Source organism: Oceaniglobus ichthyenteri, from assembly GCF_003057885.1.
Taxonomy (GTDB): Bacteria; Pseudomonadota; Alphaproteobacteria; order Rhodobacterales; family Rhodobacteraceae; genus Oceaniglobus; species Oceaniglobus ichthyenteri.
This window is the reverse complement of record NZ_QAGK01000005.1, coordinates 138,246-154,898: the sequence shown is the minus strand read 5'-3', so window position 1 is coordinate 154,898 and position 16,653 is coordinate 138,246. Positions and strand designations below refer to the sequence as shown.

Annotated in this window: 13 protein-coding genes; 5 read left to right on the top strand and 8 right to left on the bottom strand. The window is 59.6% G+C overall.

From position 1 onward, the window contains the following. Positions 1 to 24 precede the first annotated feature (24 nt). The 7 genes from addA to regB all read right to left on the bottom strand — a co-directional run bounded on the left by addA (position 25) and on the right by regB (position 11,628). Entirely contained in the window at positions 25 to 3,363 is a 3,339-nt protein-coding gene (gene addA / locus C8265_RS09535) for a double-strand break repair helicase AddA (protein ID WP_108483773.1), read from the bottom strand. After that, positions 3,360 to 6,314, bottom strand: coding sequence for a double-strand break repair protein AddB (addB, locus tag C8265_RS09530; RefSeq protein WP_108483772.1), 2,955 nt, complete (start codon positions 6,312 to 6,314; stop codon positions 3,360 to 3,362). Before addB ends, addA begins: the two co-directional genes overlap by 4 nt. Next, complete coding sequence (locus tag C8265_RS09525; RefSeq protein WP_108483771.1) at positions 6,307 to 6,993, bottom strand: nucleotidyltransferase family protein; 687 nt, start codon at positions 6,991 to 6,993, stop codon at positions 6,307 to 6,309. The genes addB and C8265_RS09525 overlap by 8 nt, the downstream gene beginning before the upstream one ends. Next, positions 6,972 to 7,982: an aminoglycoside phosphotransferase family protein gene (locus C8265_RS09520; RefSeq protein ID WP_108483770.1), complete on the bottom strand. Its 1,011-nt coding sequence runs from the start codon at positions 7,980 to 7,982 to the stop codon at positions 6,972 to 6,974. Before C8265_RS09520 ends, C8265_RS09525 begins: the two co-directional genes overlap by 22 nt. After that, entirely contained in the window at positions 7,979 to 8,470 is a 492-nt protein-coding gene (gene tsaE, locus C8265_RS09515; RefSeq protein ID WP_108483769.1) for a tRNA (adenosine(37)-N6)-threonylcarbamoyltransferase complex ATPase subunit type 1 TsaE, read from the bottom strand. Before tsaE ends, C8265_RS09520 begins: the two co-directional genes overlap by 4 nt. Before the next feature lie 41 nt (positions 8,471 to 8,511). Then, complete coding sequence (locus C8265_RS09510; RefSeq protein ID WP_108483768.1) at positions 8,512 to 10,104, bottom strand: PAS domain-containing protein; 1,593 nt, start codon at positions 10,102 to 10,104, stop codon at positions 8,512 to 8,514. Positions 10,105 to 10,245: 141 nt separating this feature from the next. Then, positions 10,246 to 11,628: a sensor histidine kinase RegB gene (regB, locus tag C8265_RS09505; RefSeq protein ID WP_420818857.1), complete on the bottom strand. Its 1,383-nt coding sequence runs from the start codon at positions 11,626 to 11,628 to the stop codon at positions 10,246 to 10,248. A 115-nt stretch (positions 11,629 to 11,743) separates the two neighbouring features. Between regB and C8265_RS09500 the strand changes: the two genes are divergently transcribed. Together C8265_RS09500 and C8265_RS09495 are read left to right on the top strand one after the other, a co-directional pair. Next, positions 11,744 to 12,388, top strand: coding sequence for an SCO family protein (locus C8265_RS09500; RefSeq protein ID WP_108483766.1), 645 nt, complete (start codon positions 11,744 to 11,746; stop codon positions 12,386 to 12,388). Positions 12,389 to 12,459: 71 nt separating this feature from the next. Then, positions 12,460 to 13,014, top strand: a complete 555-nt coding sequence (locus C8265_RS09495; protein ID WP_108483765.1) for an ActR/PrrA/RegA family redox response regulator transcription factor — start codon at positions 12,460 to 12,462, stop codon at positions 13,012 to 13,014. Positions 13,015 to 13,017: 3 nt separating this feature from the next. On the opposite strand, the gene C8265_RS09490 is transcribed toward C8265_RS09495, so the two are convergent. Next, entirely contained in the window at positions 13,018 to 13,611 is a 594-nt protein-coding gene (locus tag C8265_RS09490; RefSeq protein ID WP_108483908.1) for an HD domain-containing protein, read from the bottom strand. A gap of 99 nt (positions 13,612 to 13,710) precedes the next feature. On the opposite strand from C8265_RS09490, the gene ahcY reads away from it, so the two are divergent. The 3 genes from ahcY (at position 13,711) to C8265_RS09475 (ending at position 16,638) form a co-directional block, all read left to right on the top strand. Beyond that, positions 13,711 to 15,099: an adenosylhomocysteinase gene (gene ahcY / locus C8265_RS09485; protein ID WP_108483907.1), complete on the top strand. Its 1,389-nt coding sequence runs from the start codon at positions 13,711 to 13,713 to the stop codon at positions 15,097 to 15,099. Positions 15,100 to 15,278: 179 nt separating this feature from the next. Further along, on the top strand, positions 15,279 to 15,620 hold the full coding sequence (locus C8265_RS09480; RefSeq protein ID WP_108483906.1) for a DUF2853 family protein: 342 nt from the start codon (positions 15,279 to 15,281) through the stop codon (positions 15,618 to 15,620). 127 nt (positions 15,621 to 15,747) lie between these two features. Next, entirely contained in the window at positions 15,748 to 16,638 is an 891-nt protein-coding gene (locus C8265_RS09475; RefSeq protein ID WP_108483764.1) for a LysR family transcriptional regulator, read from the top strand. Positions 16,639 to 16,653: the final 15 nt, after the last annotated feature.

The following is a 16,653-nucleotide window of genomic DNA, read 5'->3' as shown; positions in this document are numbered from 1 at the left end:
ACCTATGAACCCTGCCGGGCGTCGTCAAGGTGTGGTGGCCGGTTCAAAGGCCCTGGTCACAATGTCGTGGGGCAGGGGCATCAATGTGGCGGTTTTGGTCCATAGAATTGCCGTATCAATCCGGTGGTCTGGATAGATCTGCGCCAAGGCAGCGGCATAAGCGCCCATTTGCCGCAACAATCCATCGGGCACCGCCTCGGGCGTTTCCGGCACCACGGTGTTGGATTTGTAATCAATCGCCAAAACCGCGTCATCGGTAACGATCAACCGGTCGATATTGCCATAAAGCGGCAAGCCGTTGATTTGTGCGGTGATTGCAACCTCGGCCAAGGCGCCGGGCGCGAAGAGATCACCAAGGGTGGGGGTGTTCAACACCTGTTGCACCTCGGGAAACACATCATTGGCGCGATCCGGGCCAAGCAGGCTGTGCGCTGCGGTGATCCATTGCTCGGCGGGCAGGGTGGGCAGATGCTCCAACAACAGATGAATATCGGTGCCGCGCGCCATCTGTTCCTCTTGGGTCAATAGCGCGGTTTCCCCCGGGAGGGCCTTTGCCCCGCCCAGATTGGATGGGCTGATCGGTTTCACCTCGGCCACATGGGGGGCCGGTTGTGTCAGCCAGCCGGGCAGGGCCGGTGTTTCATGTTTATCATCGGCGGTTGTCTCCACTGCGCCCGCGGCCCAATCGCGGTGGGAATGGCGGATGCCCTCACCGGTGGGGCAGGCCAGTGTTTCACACGGCAGCGTCTCTAATCCGGCCTCTATCGCCTCGTACCACGACGGCGACACCATATCGCCCGCGCCACAAATGATCAGCCAGGTTTCCGCCCGGGTCATCGCCACATATAACAGGCGCGCGCGCTCGGCCTCGTCCGACGCGACGATTTGCGCCTTGGCGTCGGATAGTACCGTTGGCATGTCATCGGCCTTGGTGCGCCATAACAGGGTGCCATCCGGGGCCGCAAACACCTGATCGCGGGGGTCGGATTTTTTGCGTAACGTATCGGGCAGGATCACGATGGGCGCCTCCAGCCCCTTGGCGCCATGCACCGTCATCACCCTGATCCGGTTGCCCGCACTGTCGGCCTGACGTTTGACATCCACATCATCGGCATCAAGCCAGGCCAGAAACCCTGTCAGGCTGGGAATATCCATGCGTTCATAGGCCAGCGCCTGATTTAGCAGCTCATCCAAGCCATCTTGCGCCTCGGGGCCCAACCGGCCCAACAGGTTTATCCGACCGTGGTGGCGCAAGAGGATCCGTTCCAACAGGTCATAGGGGCGCAGAAAATCGGCACTGCGGCGCAGATCATTGATGGTGGCCATGGTTTCTGGATAATTTTCGGCTTTGTTGCGCAAAGCCTGCCACAGATAGGTTTCCGACCGTTTCGCCGCCAATGCGAACAGATCTTGTTCGCTCCAACCAAACAGCGGCGAGCGTAGGGCGCAGGCCAGGGCATAATCATCCTCGGGCGTGGCCAGAAACGCCAAAAGCGCGCGCAAATCGCGCACAGCCAGTTCAGCCCCCAATTTCAACCGATCTGCCCCGGCAATATCAAGGTTCTGCGCCTTGCAAGCGCGGATAATTTCACTGAACAACCGTTTGCGCCGCTGCACCAAGATCAGAAAATCGCCGGGGCGGACCGGGCGACGGGTGCCTTTTTCCGCTGGAATAGTCTCTTTTTCGTCGATCATGCGTTTGATTTCGGCGGCGATATGGTGCGCCAGTTGCACATCCGCCGCGCTGGCGCTGACCCGATCCACCGGATCGTACCATGGGCCATCTTCGGGGTCGGGTTGTTTTTCGATCACCGGCCACAGATCAACGCGGCCGGGCAATGTTTCGTGAAACGCCTTGTGCCGGGCATCGAGCGAAAGGGGGTCATCCGCGCCGCTGCCAAACACCGCATCGACCGCGTTCAAAATCGCCGCAGAGGAGCGAAACGAATATTCCAGTTCCAACCGTTGCAGCGGCGCGGCCCCGGCCAGTTTTTCGGCAAAATGCGCGAACATCCGTTCAAATTCTTTTGGATCGGCCCCTTGGAACGAATAGATCGATTGCTTGCGATCTCCGACCACAAACAGGGATCGTTCGCCAGGGCTGCGCGCGCCCATGCCGGCGGTGAACTCTTGGGTCAGCAATTCAACCACGCGCCACTGTGTCGGGCTGGTATCTTGTGCCTCGTCCACCAGCACATGATCGATGCCGCCATCCAACCGATACAACACCCAGGCGGCCAAGGCGGGATTGGTCATCAAACCGCGCGCCTTGAGGATCAGATCGTCAAAATCCAACCAGCCCCGCGCCAATTTACGGTGTTCATAGAGTGGCAAAAACGTTTGGGCGAACTGGTGCAGTGCGATGGATTTTTCCGCCGCCATCAGCGCCAGCCGGGTTTCACGCGCATCGGCCACACGTTCCATCAGATCATTCAGATGGTCCAGATCATCGCCCAAGGCCGATTGGGTTTTCTTGGTGGGAAATGTGCCAATCTTGGCCCCAAACGGTGATTTTGCCCCGGCACCAAATAAAAACACGCCCTCCAATTCGCCCAATGCGCCCGCGTCAAACACCCCTTGGGCGACCCGCGCCAACACGGCGGCATTGCGTTGATCGGTAACTGTGCCCTTGGCCATTGCACCGGCCACGCGGTGCAGTAAATCGGCCTCACCGCCATCAAACACGTCGTGCAGCAGGGCGGCCATGTCATAGCCCGGTTTGATGTCGAATTGGGCGCGAATATCCGCATCGCTCTGCGGTGGGAAAAACCGATCGCGGTGTTTGGCGATTTCGCGGGTCAGATCGGTGAAATCTTCGGCGGTGTAATGGCGCGCGACGGTGTCTATCACATCGGGGGCCAGGGTGTCGGACATTTCCTCGACGATTTCTTGCGTGAGCAGGTTTGCCGCGCGTTCATCCATTTCACTGAATTGCGGCGATACCCCCGCCTCAAGCGGAAAGCGGCGCAAAAGGGCGGCGCAAAACGAATGGATCGTCTGAATTTTCAGCCCGCCGGGGGTTTCGATGGCGCGGGCAAACAGGGTGCGCGCAAGGGCCAGCCTGTCGGCGGGCAAATCGCCCGACACCCCCAGTTCGGCAAGGTTTTCGCGCAATTCCCCATCAGGCGTCATCGCCCATTCGCCCAACCGTTTGAACAGCCGGTTCTGCATTTCCGACGCTGCCGCCTTGGTATAGGTCAGGCACAGGATGTTCTGCGGCGATGCCCCATCCAAAAGCAACCGTGCCACACGGTCGGTCAGCACGCGGGTTTTGCCCGACCCGGCATTGGCCGACAGCCAAGTGGATGATCCGGGGTGCGCCGCCTGAATCTGGCGCGCGGTTGCCTCATTCAGGGGGGTCATGCGACGTCTTCTCCTATGGGGGGGGCGCTGTCGTCCCATTCGCCAAAGCGGGCCAAATGATCGTAATCGCCCGTGTTATAGGTTTTGTGCATGGCGCGGCGGCTGGAATATCCTTGCTGGTGCTGCCCGAAGGTGGCCAGCAGTTTGCGCAGATCGGCAAGGGTTTCGTCAGGGTCCAACACATCCTTGGCATCCGCATCGCGCAGGGGATAAGCGCGCAGTTCGGGCGATGTACCCAGCCCGATATAGGCCACCTCGGCCACTGGCATTTTATCCAGCCCTTTGAATGCGCCCGTTTCGGCCATCGCGGCCTCTAACAACAGTTGTTTGTCAAAATATTTCATTTCGGCGGGTTTGGGGGGCGTTCCGGTTTTGTAATCGTAAATCACCAACCGCCCATCGTGGCGCAAATCGAACCTGTCGGCCTTGCCGGTAAGGGTAAATTCAACATCCCCCAGATGCAGGGCGCCGGTGCCCTCCAGCATGGAAATGATCGGCGTTGCGGTTTGACGTCTTTCCACCTCACCGGCCAAAAACCAATCGACCACCCGTTCCAATTTTGCCGTCCAGATGCGGCGCGCGGTGGGCCAGGGGACTTCGGCGGTCAGGGTATCATGGGCCAGTTGCAACAGACGGTTGCGGGCCTCGGGCGCGGCGGGGTTGATATTCTGGCGCACGAAATCCTCAAACACCTGATGCAACACGGTGCCGCGCAGGGGGGCGTCGGGCAGTTGGCGCAGCGGATCAAGCGGGCGCAGCCGCAACACATGGCGCGCATAAATCGCATAAGGATCGCGGATCAGGGTTTTGATTTGCGTGACCGACAGCTGTTTGGGCCGGTATTTCACCGGCGGCCGGGGCGCGGGGCGCGGGGCCTGGCGAATCGTGGGAATATCCGCCTCGATATGATCGGCCAGGGCCAGCCATTTCTGCCCCCGCGCGCGCATATCGGTCAGCGCCTTGGGGCCATCGGTGCCGGGCAGGCCGGCCAACAGGTTGGTCAGGCGATTCACCCAGCGTGACACCACGGTTTCCGCCTCGGCGTCGCGCAGGGCGCGGGTTAAAATAACCTCGCCACCCGCCACCGCCTGTTGAAAATCATGGGCCGACAACCCGGTGCGCCGTTCGGGCAGCAACAGCCCCGCCTGTTGGCGCATCCGCCGGTTCAGCCACGGATCGGGGGCGGGCATTTCGGGCCACACCCCATCGTTCAGCCCGCCCAGGATAACCAGATCGGCGCCCTGCACCCGCGCCTCAAGCGTGCCCCAGATCATGATATTGGGGTGGGCCTGAACCGGTTCGCGCACTTCGCCGGTGATTACGGTTAGGAACAATGCCTGATAATCGCGCGGCCCCATATCGCCGCCATGCTCTGCCTCGGCGCGCAGTTGCGTGACCTGTTTCAGGGCGGCAACCCCGGCCTCTTTCAACCACAATTCACCGGGGTGTTCGGTGGGGCCGGATGACAGATGTTCGGCCAGGGAAATGTGATGTTCCACATGATCGGCCAGGGCGCGTTGGCCCACATCCTCCAGCCCCTCCAACACACGGGCCAGCCATGTGGCCCAGGGCAGGGTTTCATCGTCGTCCCGGCCAGCGGCCCAGTTTAGCAGTGTATCCGGCGTGATGAACGGCGGGCCCTTGCGGCGCAACCACAGTTCAAATTCGCGGGTTTGGCGCAGATGCGGCCCGCGATCCGTGCCGCCGGTGTTGCACAGCGGGTGTTTCAACAGGGTCAACAAAGGCTCGGCCGTTAACCGTTCGCCAAACAGCGCCGCGATATGGCGCAAAAACCGCCCAGGTGCGGACAGGTGCAGCGGGCGCCCGGCGCTGTCATCGGGTGTCAGCGACCAACGATCAAGCGCCGCCGTGACCTGCCGGGTCAGCATCCGATCCGGCGTGATCAGGGCGGCGGTTTTACCGTCATCCGCCGCCTTGCGCAGACACAGGGCAATCGCCAACGCCTCGTGGCGCGGCGATTTCGCCTCGATCAGAGTCAGGCCCTTGGTGGCGCTGGGCAAATCGCCCAGATCGGGGCCTTCGATCATCCATTGATCGGTGACGGGGGCGGGGCGCAGCGCGAGGGAGACGATGCGATTGCGCGCCGCGCGGGGATCATGATCTGTCCAGCGCATGATCTGATCTGGCGTCAGATCCATCTGTGCCATCAACCGGGCAAAGCGAAACTGTGGATGATCCTCGGATGACAGCGCGTCGTCCAACTGGCCCCACACCCTGTCGGGCATTTCATAATCGAACCCCGGCAAAATCACGGCACCCTGGGGCAAACGCGCAACGGCGGCCATCAACAGCGCGGTCGCACCGCGTGATCCGGTGGAACCGGCGATGATAATTGGGTTTTGCGGCGGGGCGATCTGCCATTGGTCAATCAAATGCTCCACCGCGCGGCGCTGGCGCGCTTCGGGGTCGGGGGCCGATGTATCGTTGAAATAGGGCTGAATCAGTTTGATAAACGACAGGCTGCGCGCCCAATGGCCGGATTCATCGGTCACATCAAGCTGTGCCAATTGATCGGGCGGCACGCCTTCGCCCTGCATCTCATCCATTAACGCCGCCAGGCTTTCGGCGAGATCGAAAATCGCCGCGCGGGGGGCGAGGGTGCGATCCTGTTCAATCAGCCGGGCGATAAGTTGCGCCAATTCCAACCGACGCCGCAGGGAGGACGTGGCCGGGGGCAGGCCCGCCAGGGGCACCTGCGCCGACAGATCGGTGACCAAACGCAATCGCGGCAGTAAGGCGGCGCTGTTTTGCAGAAACAGGGCCTCGACACGGCGCTGCATCCGGGCGGTATTGAGCAGCAGATCAATCTGCGCCATGGCATGGGGCGGGCGGCCCGCTATGCGTTGATGCAGCCCACTCACAAGTTGTGCAGGGAAATCGGCACCGGGAGGCAGGGCGAATACCCTTGGGTGATCTTGAGGGTCAAACATTATGCTGTGCCAACATGGTTTCGGCGATTGCAATGCCGTCGGGGTGGCCCACATCGCACCAGCCACCGGGGTGTTCAACCCCATGCAAACGCCCGGTGGCCGCGAACATATCCCACAGCCGGTTTAGCGAAAACGCGGCATCGGCAATATCGGCCAGACGTTCGGTTTTGATGATTTGCGCGCCGGTATATACCTGATTGCCCTGCCGGATCAGCCGCCCGTCCTGTGCCAAGGTAAAATCACCGGGCGCGGCGCGGCCATGGGCGCGGGCGACAGGTATGGTCAACAACAGCGCGTCCATGCGGTCGGGGGCCCAGGCGGCGCGCAAGGTGTCCATCGGGTTTGGCCCGGTCCAGACGGCATCGGTGTTTAACGTGGCAACCGGCCCCGCGCCCAATAGCGGCAGTGCCTGGCGCAAACCGCCGCCCGTGTCGAGGATCGCCGCGCGCTCCCAGGATAGCGCAACATCCTGCGCCGCCAGATGATCGGCCAACATCTCGCCCTTGTAATGCAGGTTCACCACCCGGCGGGCAAACCCATCGGTTAAGGCCAGCGCGTGATCGATCAGGGGCCGGCCCGCGACCGGGATCAGCGGTTTTGGCATGTAATCGCTCAAGGGTGCCATGCGGGTGCCAAACCCCGCGGCAAACAGCATTATCACCGTGGGAGAGTTGCGCATCGCTGCCTCAGATGTTGCAGATGGTCGGGGGTGGGGGCCGGCAGATCGGCCAAGACAATATCGCGCAAATTGCCGAGGGCCGGATGGGCCAGATCGCGCATCAAATGCCCCCAAACCCGCGGGATCAGATCAATATACCCGGCCTTGCCATAGGCGACACACAGCCGGGCAAACACCCCCAGAATACGCAGGTTGCGCTGTGCAGACAGTACGGCACAGGCGGCGCGGAATGCGTCACTGTTACAGCCGGTTTTCGTGATATAGCGGTCAATCATCGCGGTGCGCGTTTCTGCCGACACATCGCGCCGGGCATCCGCCACCAGCGACACAAGATCATAGGCCGGATGCCCCGCCATCGCATCCTGAAAATCCAGCAGGCCAACCGATTTCACCCCGGTTTCACCGGGCAGAACCAACAGGTTTTCGGCGTGATAATCGCGCAGGATCAGAACCGATTGATCATCGGCGAATTTCACCAACAGACGGTTGAGTTCGGTGCAGAACGTTGCGGCGCAGGGCGGAATGGCACCCGTGCCAGCGGTGCAATACCAACCATAGGCAATGGCGATAAATTCGGGATCGAACGGCGGTTGAAACCGTGGCACATCGGGCAGGGGCGGGTGTTGGTGCAGAGCGATTAAGGCATCAATGGCCAAGGCATACAAACCCTGTTCGCGCTCAGGGCGTGAGCCGAGAACCGTGGCAAACAGGGCATCGCCCAAATCCTCGATCACCAGAAACCCCTGATCCGGATCCCGTGCCAGAATACCGGGTGCGGACAGGCCGATCCGGCGCAGATGCCGCGCGATGGTTACAAAGGGGCGCACGTCATCGTCGGGCGAATCCATCACGACAACGCTTTGCCCGTTGGGGGCAAACAGCCGGTCATAGCGCCGGTTCGATGCATCCCCGGCCAAGGGTTTGCGCGCCCAATCAGACCAGGGCGAACTGGCCAAAAACCGGTCAAGGGCGGCGGTGCGGGTGTTCATTTCAATGTGGTCCGTTCCAGATAGGGGGCCAGGCGGGTTTGCCAGCAGTGATCGCCGACAAACGCAATGGATCGCCCGGTTTCCCCCCGTGTCGCCAACCGCAGGGTCAGGGCCGTATCGGGCGCGGCCGGGCCCAACCGATCGGGCCATTCGATCAGGCACAGCGCGGTTTCAAATGCCTCGTCCATCCCCAATTCAAACACGTCCGACACATCGCCGAGCCGGTAAAGATCGGCGTGCCACACTTCGCCCATAGGCGTGTCATAGGTTTGGACCAGCGTGAACGTGGGGGATGGGACGTCTTCGGCAAATTCCGGCCCTTGCAAGGCCTGAATCAGGTTGCGGGCAAAGTGGGTTTTGCCCGCGCCGATATCACCATCCAGCAATATCACATCGCCCGGCGCAAAGGCGGGTGCCAAATGCTGTGCCAGGTGCGCCGATGCCTCGGGCGAGGGGGAGTGAACCGTGTGAAAAGCAGCGCGCGACATGGGCGCAGTTTGACCGCGCCGCGCCGCGCCTGCAAGTGGGTTCAGCCGTTGATCCGGCGCGGCGGTTCGTGTGCGCGGATGACAGGATCGGAGTGTGCCGCCGGGGCGATGCCGTTGAATTGAACAAGGGTCGATCCCCCCGGCAAACTGCGCCCCTCCAACAGCAGCGGTCGCCCGTCCAGCAAAATCGCATCGCAATCAAAACAGCCCGCCCGCACATCGGACATGACGTAGGTGCGCAATTTTTCCCAAACCGGGTTAGGCGCGCATTTTTCCGACCAATGGCGCACCGCATCACCGATATAAAGCGTATCCAGCCCCTCGCGGGTGTTGGTGCCCCACAGGGTGTCATAGGCGGCATTGGTCAGGGTCATGACACCGGTGGGTGAAAATACCGCCATGCCTTGGGTCAGGCTGTCGATCACCGATTGCCCCACCTCTAGTTCGGTACGATAGCGCCGATTGATGCCGATTTCGTCACTGATATCTTCGAACAACAGCGCGACAGCGCCATCCATCTGTGGCCGTCCCGTTACCCGATAGGTGCGCCCATAGGGCAGGTGCCAGGTTTCAAGATAGGTGCCATCGACGGCGGATGCCTCAAGATCGGCGATCTGTTCGCGCCAGCTGTTATAGTTTTTCGGTTCGGGCATCATCTGCCGTTCGCGCAACATGTCGAAAAACGCAAAGATCGTGGGCCGTGTGATCAGGTTTTGTGGGGCAATTGTGGTCAGGTCGGCCAAGGCCGGGTTGAACAGGGCCAAGCGCCGGTCGCGGGTAAACACCGCCAGCCCGATCGGCAGATCGGCAAAGGTTTTCGAAAGGGTCTGCACAAAGGTGCGCATGGAACTTTCGGCCTCGACCACGGTATTCACATCCATCGCCGAGATCAGGAAATCATCGTCCAGCGGAGTGATGTGAAACTGATACCAGTGTTCGGCCCCCGACTCACCGCCGCCCAGACGATGACGATGCGGTTTGGTAGAATCACTGTTCAGGTTTTGCTGAATATTGATGTCAAACAATTGGCAAGGTGGCCAAAGCCCGGCGCGATCGGCATTTCCGAATGTCGCACAGGCATCCAGATAGGCCCGGTTGGCCCAGGTGATATTGCCCTGATCATCCTGGCGCCAGACAAGAAACGGCATGTGTTCTGTCGTATCGCGCAAACTGTTCAATTCGGATTCAAAGGACATGATTGTGGAGCGATCAACAATCACCCGGTCATCGGGATTTTCAATATCGTTCAGGCAAAGGCGCACCTGTGCATTGCGGCGGGACAGGGTTGCGATTTCGGAATTATCGGTTGAAATGATATTGCGTTGATCGAATGTGCCCAGATCCTTGTATTGGGTGCGCAGGGTTGGAAAACGTTTCGCCAGAAGTGATGACAACCCATTGAAATCCTTGATGTGATCGCCCGCGACAGAAATCAGGGTTTGCGCGGCTTCGGACAGATCAACCATTTCCGTGCCTTCAAATACAAAACACACCGCCGGTTCACGGTGGGATTTCGAACTGTCACCCGACATTGAGTCCCGTTGCCAGACCGAAACGGCCCAAAGCGCGCCAAGCGACACGACCGATGCTGAAAGAATAGCCAGCGCAGCCAGAATTACAGAGTCATAAACCATCTGTGTCCCATTTAAATCGTCATATTGTCCCCACCTCAGGAAACGTTGCAATTCTTAACGAAGCGTTAATATGGCGTGCAGTCGCGCATACCGGTGCCAGAATGGAACTCAATCTTGCGATCTGATGCTGGTTGGCATCAATCAGGCATCAATCTGACGATTTAATCCCAAAGATTGCCGGCCTTTTTCGGGATCAAAACCGATATCGTTCAAATTCCAGACCGATTCGACAATTGCGCCCGACCGCGCCGCCGGGGCCATATTTCGGGTCAGCGGATCATGACCATTGGCAAAGCTCAGCTCGGCTCCCGACCGTTCCAACAGGGTTTTGGCGATAAACAGGCCCAGGCCCATTCCATCGTATTGGGGGCGTCGTTTGGCGTGGCTGTCACTGGACCTTGGGCGCAGGAACGGATCACCAAGGCGCGGCATCACATGGGCCGGATAGCCCGGGCCATCATCGGCAATGCGAATGCGGATTGTATCATGTGACCAGTGAATATCGATCCAGACCGTGGTGCGCGCAAAATCCACCGCATTTTGCACCAGATTGCGCAATCCGTGAATGATTTCGGGGCGTCGCTGAATCTCGGGTTGGGTCGGGGTGCCGTTTTCAATCGGGGAAATGTCATAAATGATGGTTTTGCCACGGGCATCATGGGGTTCGGCCGCCTCTTGCACCACGGTGCCAACGGGCGCGCTGCGCATGTGCAGATCATCCTTGCCCGCCCGCCCCATGGAGCGCAGGATATCGCGGCACCGATCCGCCTGTTGCGCGATCAGCATGATATCGTCACGCAAATCCGGATCGTTGATTTCATCGATCATTTCGGATGAGACCAGTTTGATCGTGGCCAGTGGCGTGCCCAGTTCATGGGCGGTGGCCGCGACCACCCCGCCCAGATCGGTCAATTTCTGTTCGCGCGACAGGGCCAGTTGGGTGGCAACCAGGGCATCGGCCATGGCGTTGACTTCGGAGGTGACGCGCCGGGCATAGGCGGCCAGAAACACAATGCCGATGATCACGGCAATCCAGAACCCGAATACAAAGATATCGGGCATCACCAGCACAAAACCGGTGTTTGTGGTCAGCGGCACATGCCAGATGGCAACACAGGTGATCGCCAACATCGCCACCGCCGACACCAGAACCGTCGAGCGCCGTTGCAGCGCCGTGGCAGAAATGGTTACCGGTGCCAGAATCAACAGGGCAAAGGGGTTATTCAGGCCCCCGGTCAGAAACAGCAGGACCGCCAATTGGGTGATGTCAAACAACAACAGCGCGACCATTTCACGCTCGGACAGGCGCTTGTTTTCGGGAAAGACGAACAGCCCCACCAGATTGGACACAACCGAGGCCCCGATGGCCAAAAAACACCATCCCATTTCCAACGAAAAATCAAACACATAGGCCGCCACGATCAACGCTGCCGCCTGCCCCGCCGCCGCAACCGAGCGCAGATAAACAAGGGTGCGCAATCTGACCCAGTTGGATCGGCGCGTATGGGCAAAGGCCGAATGCACGGGCGCACTCCTGTTCATGTGCCGCAGGATCGCGGTGTTGTGTCAACGTGCCCCCTTGTATCGGGGTGCTGTCTGGCGGATCAATGACCCAAATTGCCAAGTAGGAGCCAAGCCGATGATCCGCGTTTATGCCATTGCCGCAGTTGTTGCATTACTGGGGATGTTGGGCGCCCTGTGGTGGTATGTGACCGCAGATCAGGGCGGCGATTTGTTTGCCCAATGTCGCACCAGCCAGATTGCCGGCGGGTCGGCCGCCATCGGTGGCCCGTTCACATTGGTCAGCGAAACCGGCGAAACGGTGACCGACGCCGATGTCATCACCAAACCATCGCTGATTTACTTTGGCTATACGTTCTGCCCCGATGTCTGCCCGATGGATGCGGCGCGCAATGCTTTTGCGGTCGATCTGCTTGCGGAAATGGGCCACGATGTGCAGCCCGTGTTCATCAGCATCGATCCGGCCCGCGACACACCCGAGGTGTTGGCGAAATTCACCGATTTCATGCACCCTGACATGTTGGGCCTGACCGGCAGCCCCGAACAGGTAAAGGCGGCCTCCCAAGCCTATAAAACCTATTACGCCAAGCGGGGCGAGGGCGATGAATTCTATCTGATGGATCACTCGGTTTTCACCTATCTGGTGTTGCCCGAACACGGATTTGTCGAATTCTTTCGCGGCGCACCCACCGAACCGGGCCAGGGCGTGACCGAAGAAGAAGTTGCCAAAACAACCGCATGCTATATTGATGCGGCCAGTTAGGGTTGGCCAAAGCCAAAGCGCGCGCTAGATTTCCGAACAGGTTATAGGCTGCCGAAAGAAGGGGCGCGAAAATGGATGCGTTGTCTGATCACGAAATCGGAGAAGACCGCACGCTGTTGTTGGTCGATGACGATGAACCGTTTTTGAAACGGTTGTCGCGGGCGATGGAAAAACGCGGGTTCAGTGTGGAAACCGCCGAATCCGTGACCGCAGGTCGGGCCATTGCTACGGCGCGGCCCCCCGCCTTTGCGGTGATCGATCTGCGGCTTGACGATGGCAACGGGTTGGATGTGGTTGAAACCATCCGCGAACGCCGCCCCGACAGCCGGATTGTTGTGCTTACCGGATACGGCGCGATTGCCACGGCGGTTGCCGCAGTGAAAATCGGCGCGACAGATTACCTGAGTAAACCTGCCGATGCGAACGAAATCACTGCCGCCCTGCTGGCCAAGGGCGACGCCCTGCCGCCACCGCCCGAAAATCCGATGTCGGCCGATCGTGTCCGGTGGGAACATATTCAGCGCGTGTATGAACAATGTGACCGCAACGTCAGCGAAACCGCCCGCCGCCTGAACATGCACCGCCGCACGTTACAGCGGATTTTGGCCAAACGCTCGCCGCGCTAACGCTTAGATTTCCGCCAATAATTCATCATGTCGCGCGGTGTAATCGGCCCGCACCAAGGGCGCCGGGCGCAGCATGATCGACAGGCCCGCGGTCAGCGCGCCATCAGGGCGGCCAAAAAACCTTGTCGCCTCGGTTTGGGAAAATCCGGCAATCTGCGTGGCTTCCAACCAGGCGCTGATCCTGTCGGCCTTTTTGATCTGCCGTTTGATTGCCACGGGCAGCGTGGCAGGCAGGCCGAACCGCAGATGGATCGCCGCCATCAACCGATCATCCAGCGCGCCATAACCGGGGCCGATCGCCGCCTTCACCGGTGAAATCATATCGCCGATCACATATTCGGGCGCGTCATGCAAAAGCGCCGCCAACCGCCATTTAGCCGGCGCGCCGGGCGCAATGCGGCCAAACAGGGTTTCGACCAACAGCGAATGTTCGGCCACGGAATAGGCATGATCGCCCCGTGTTTGCCCATTCCAGCGCGCCACAAAGGCCAGACCGTGGGCGATATCCTCGATTTCGATGTCCATCGGCGTTGGGTCCAACAGATCCAGCCGCCGCCCCGACAGCATTCTTTGCCATGCCCGTGGTTGTTTCATCATCACCCCCGTGTGGTGCGCGGCCCCGCGCATTGCCGTGACCGTGCCATGGTGTTAATCCCCTCGCAACATCACATTTGGATCACGCAGGAGCCGCCGACAATGGCCAAAGATTACATCGTCAAAGACATCGCTCTGGCCGCCTATGGGCGCAAGGAACTGGATATTGCCGAAACCGAAATGCCGGGGCTGATGGCGCTGCGCGAGGAATACGGGCAAAGCAAACCACTCACCGGATCGCGCATTGTCGGATCGTTGCATATGACGATTCAGACAGCGGTTTTGATTGAAACGCTGGTCGCGCTGGGCGCTGATGTGCGCTGGGCCTCGTGCAATATTTTCTCAACCCAGGATCACGCGGCCGCAGCGATTGCCGAATCCGGCGTGCCGGTGTTTGCGATCAAGGGTCAAAGCCTTGAGGAACATTGGGATTATCTGGATAAATCGTTCCAATTCCCCGATGGGCCAAACCTGATTCTGGACGATGGCGGCGATGCCACGCTGTACATCCTGCTGGGTGCGCGCGCCGAAGCGGGCGAAGATGTGATCGCTGTGCCGACCTCGGAAGAAGAGGTCGCGATCAAGGCGCAGATCAAAAAGCGCATGGAACAATCGCCCGGCTGGTTCACCAAGATGCGCGATCAGATCAAAGGTGTATCCGAAGAAACCACAACCGGCGTGCATCGCCTGTATGATCTGGTGAAACAGGGGCAACTGCCGTTTCCCGCGATCAACGTCAACGATTCCGTGACGAAATCAAAGTTCGATAACAAATACGGCTGTAAGGAATCGCTGGTCGATGGCATCCGCCGCGCCACCGATACGATGATGGCGGGCAAGGTGGCCGTTGTCATGGGATATGGCGATGTGGGCAAAGGCAGTGCTGCGTCGCTTTCGGGGGCCGGGGCGCGCGTGAAAGTGACCGAGGTTGATCCGATCTGCGCCCTTCAGGCGGCGATGGATGGGTTTGAAGTTGTGTTGTTGGAAGATGTGGTTGGCACTGCCGATATCTTCATCACCACCACCGGCAACAAAGATGTCATCCGCATCGAACACATGCGCGAAATGAAAGACATGGCCATCGTTGGCAATATCGGCCATTTCGACAATGAAATTCAGGTGGCCGCCCTGAAAAACCACAAATGGACCAATATCAAGGAACAGGTGGACATGATCGAAATGCCGAACGGCAATCGGTTGATCCTGCTGTCCGAGGGCCGGTTGTTGAACCTTGGCAATGCCACCGGCCATCCCAGTTTTGTGATGTCGGCCAGTTTCACCAATCAGGTGTTGGCCCAGATCGAACTGTGGACCAACACCGCGGCCTATAAGAACGACGTTTATATCCTGCCCAAACATCTGGATGAAAAGGTCGCGCGCCTGCATCTGGATCGGATCGGGGTGAAACTGTCGAAACTGAACCCCGAACAGGCGGCCTATATCGGCGTATCGCCCGATGGCCCGTTCAAACCCGAACATTATCGGTATTGATTCTGTCGCCCGGGTCACAGGCCCGGGCGGTTTTTCCTTTGGGCCCCAAAACCGACGATAAACCGCCCATTATCGTCTTTTGTCGTAAATACCCCTTTGTTCATCGGCGCCTCTTGGGTACCGTCGCCGCGACCGGGCCGGGACGGCGCGGTGGATATGATGACAATGGTGAGGGCCTCATGGGTAAAAGAGATGATTTGATCGCACGCTATGCGGATGATTTGAAAAACAAATGTGGCATGACACCGGATATGGATCTGCTGACCAAAGTGACCATCGGCTGTGGTCCGGCGATTTACAATGCTGATTCCTCGACCGTGGCGGCCACGCAGCCCGGCGAACTTGAGACGGTCAAGAACAATTTCCTGATCAAGAAACTGGGCCTGGCCGATGGCCCCGAATTGATGGACGCGATCCACAAAGTGATCGAGATTTACGGCGCGTCCGAGCGTAATAAATACCGCGCGGTTGTCTATTACATGCTGACCAAACATTTCGGCAAAGAATCGGTTTACGGCTGATTGGCAAATATCGTGCAACGCTACGCCGCCTTCGGGCGGCGTTTTGCGTTAAGGTCTGGTGCGGGTATGTGAGGCCGCGACATGCCGATCTGAAGTGCCATCCAACACCTAAAACCAAAGGCGCACCATGAGCCGTATCAACATAGAACAGATGCGCACGTTTCTTGAAGTGGTGCGCGCGGGCGGGGTGCGACGTGCGGCGCAAAGCCTGAATCTGACCCAACCCGCCGTCAGCGCCCGGATCAAGGCGTTGGAAGACACGTTGGCCGTGGCGCTGTTTCATCGGGGCGCCGGGGGCATGACCCTGACCAAGCGGGGCGAGATGTTGATCCGCTATGCCGAACAATTCGAACATCTGTCGGAACAGGTCACCGCCAATATCATTGCCCCCGACGCGATTGAACGGCATCTGCGTCTGGGGGTGGCGGAAACCGTGGCGCAATCGTGGTTGCCCGAATTCATCGCCGGCCTGCACCGCCGGTCTCCCAAGGTGGAAATCGAAATTGACGTTGATGTATCGCTGAACCTGCGCACCGCATTGTTAGAGCGTGAGATCGATCTGGCGATCCTGCTTGGCCCCGTGTCCGAGGCAACAGTGACCAATATTGCCCTGCCAGAGTTCGATCTGGCCTGGTATGTCGCCGCCAGCCATCCTGTGGGCGGTGATACCGCACTGGTGGCGCAACGCCCGGTCATCACCTATGCGCGCAACACCCGCCCACACCGCGAATTGAAACGCGCATTGTTTGAACGGGTCGGGCCGGGGGTACAGATGTTTTCATCGTCGTCCCTGTCGGCCGGTTTTCGCCTGGTCGAGGCGGGGTTGGGCATTGCCGCCCTGCCTGTGGCGCTGGGCGAAGACTTGGTGGCGCGCGGCACCCTGCGCGCCTTTGATCCCGGATGGGTGCCCGCACCGCTGCAATTTACCGCGTCTTATCTGAGTGATCCGAAAAGCCATGTGGTGGAAACCGCGGCGCAACTGGCGCTGTCCACCGCGCGGGGCGATAAAAATATCTGATCGAATAGGCCAATA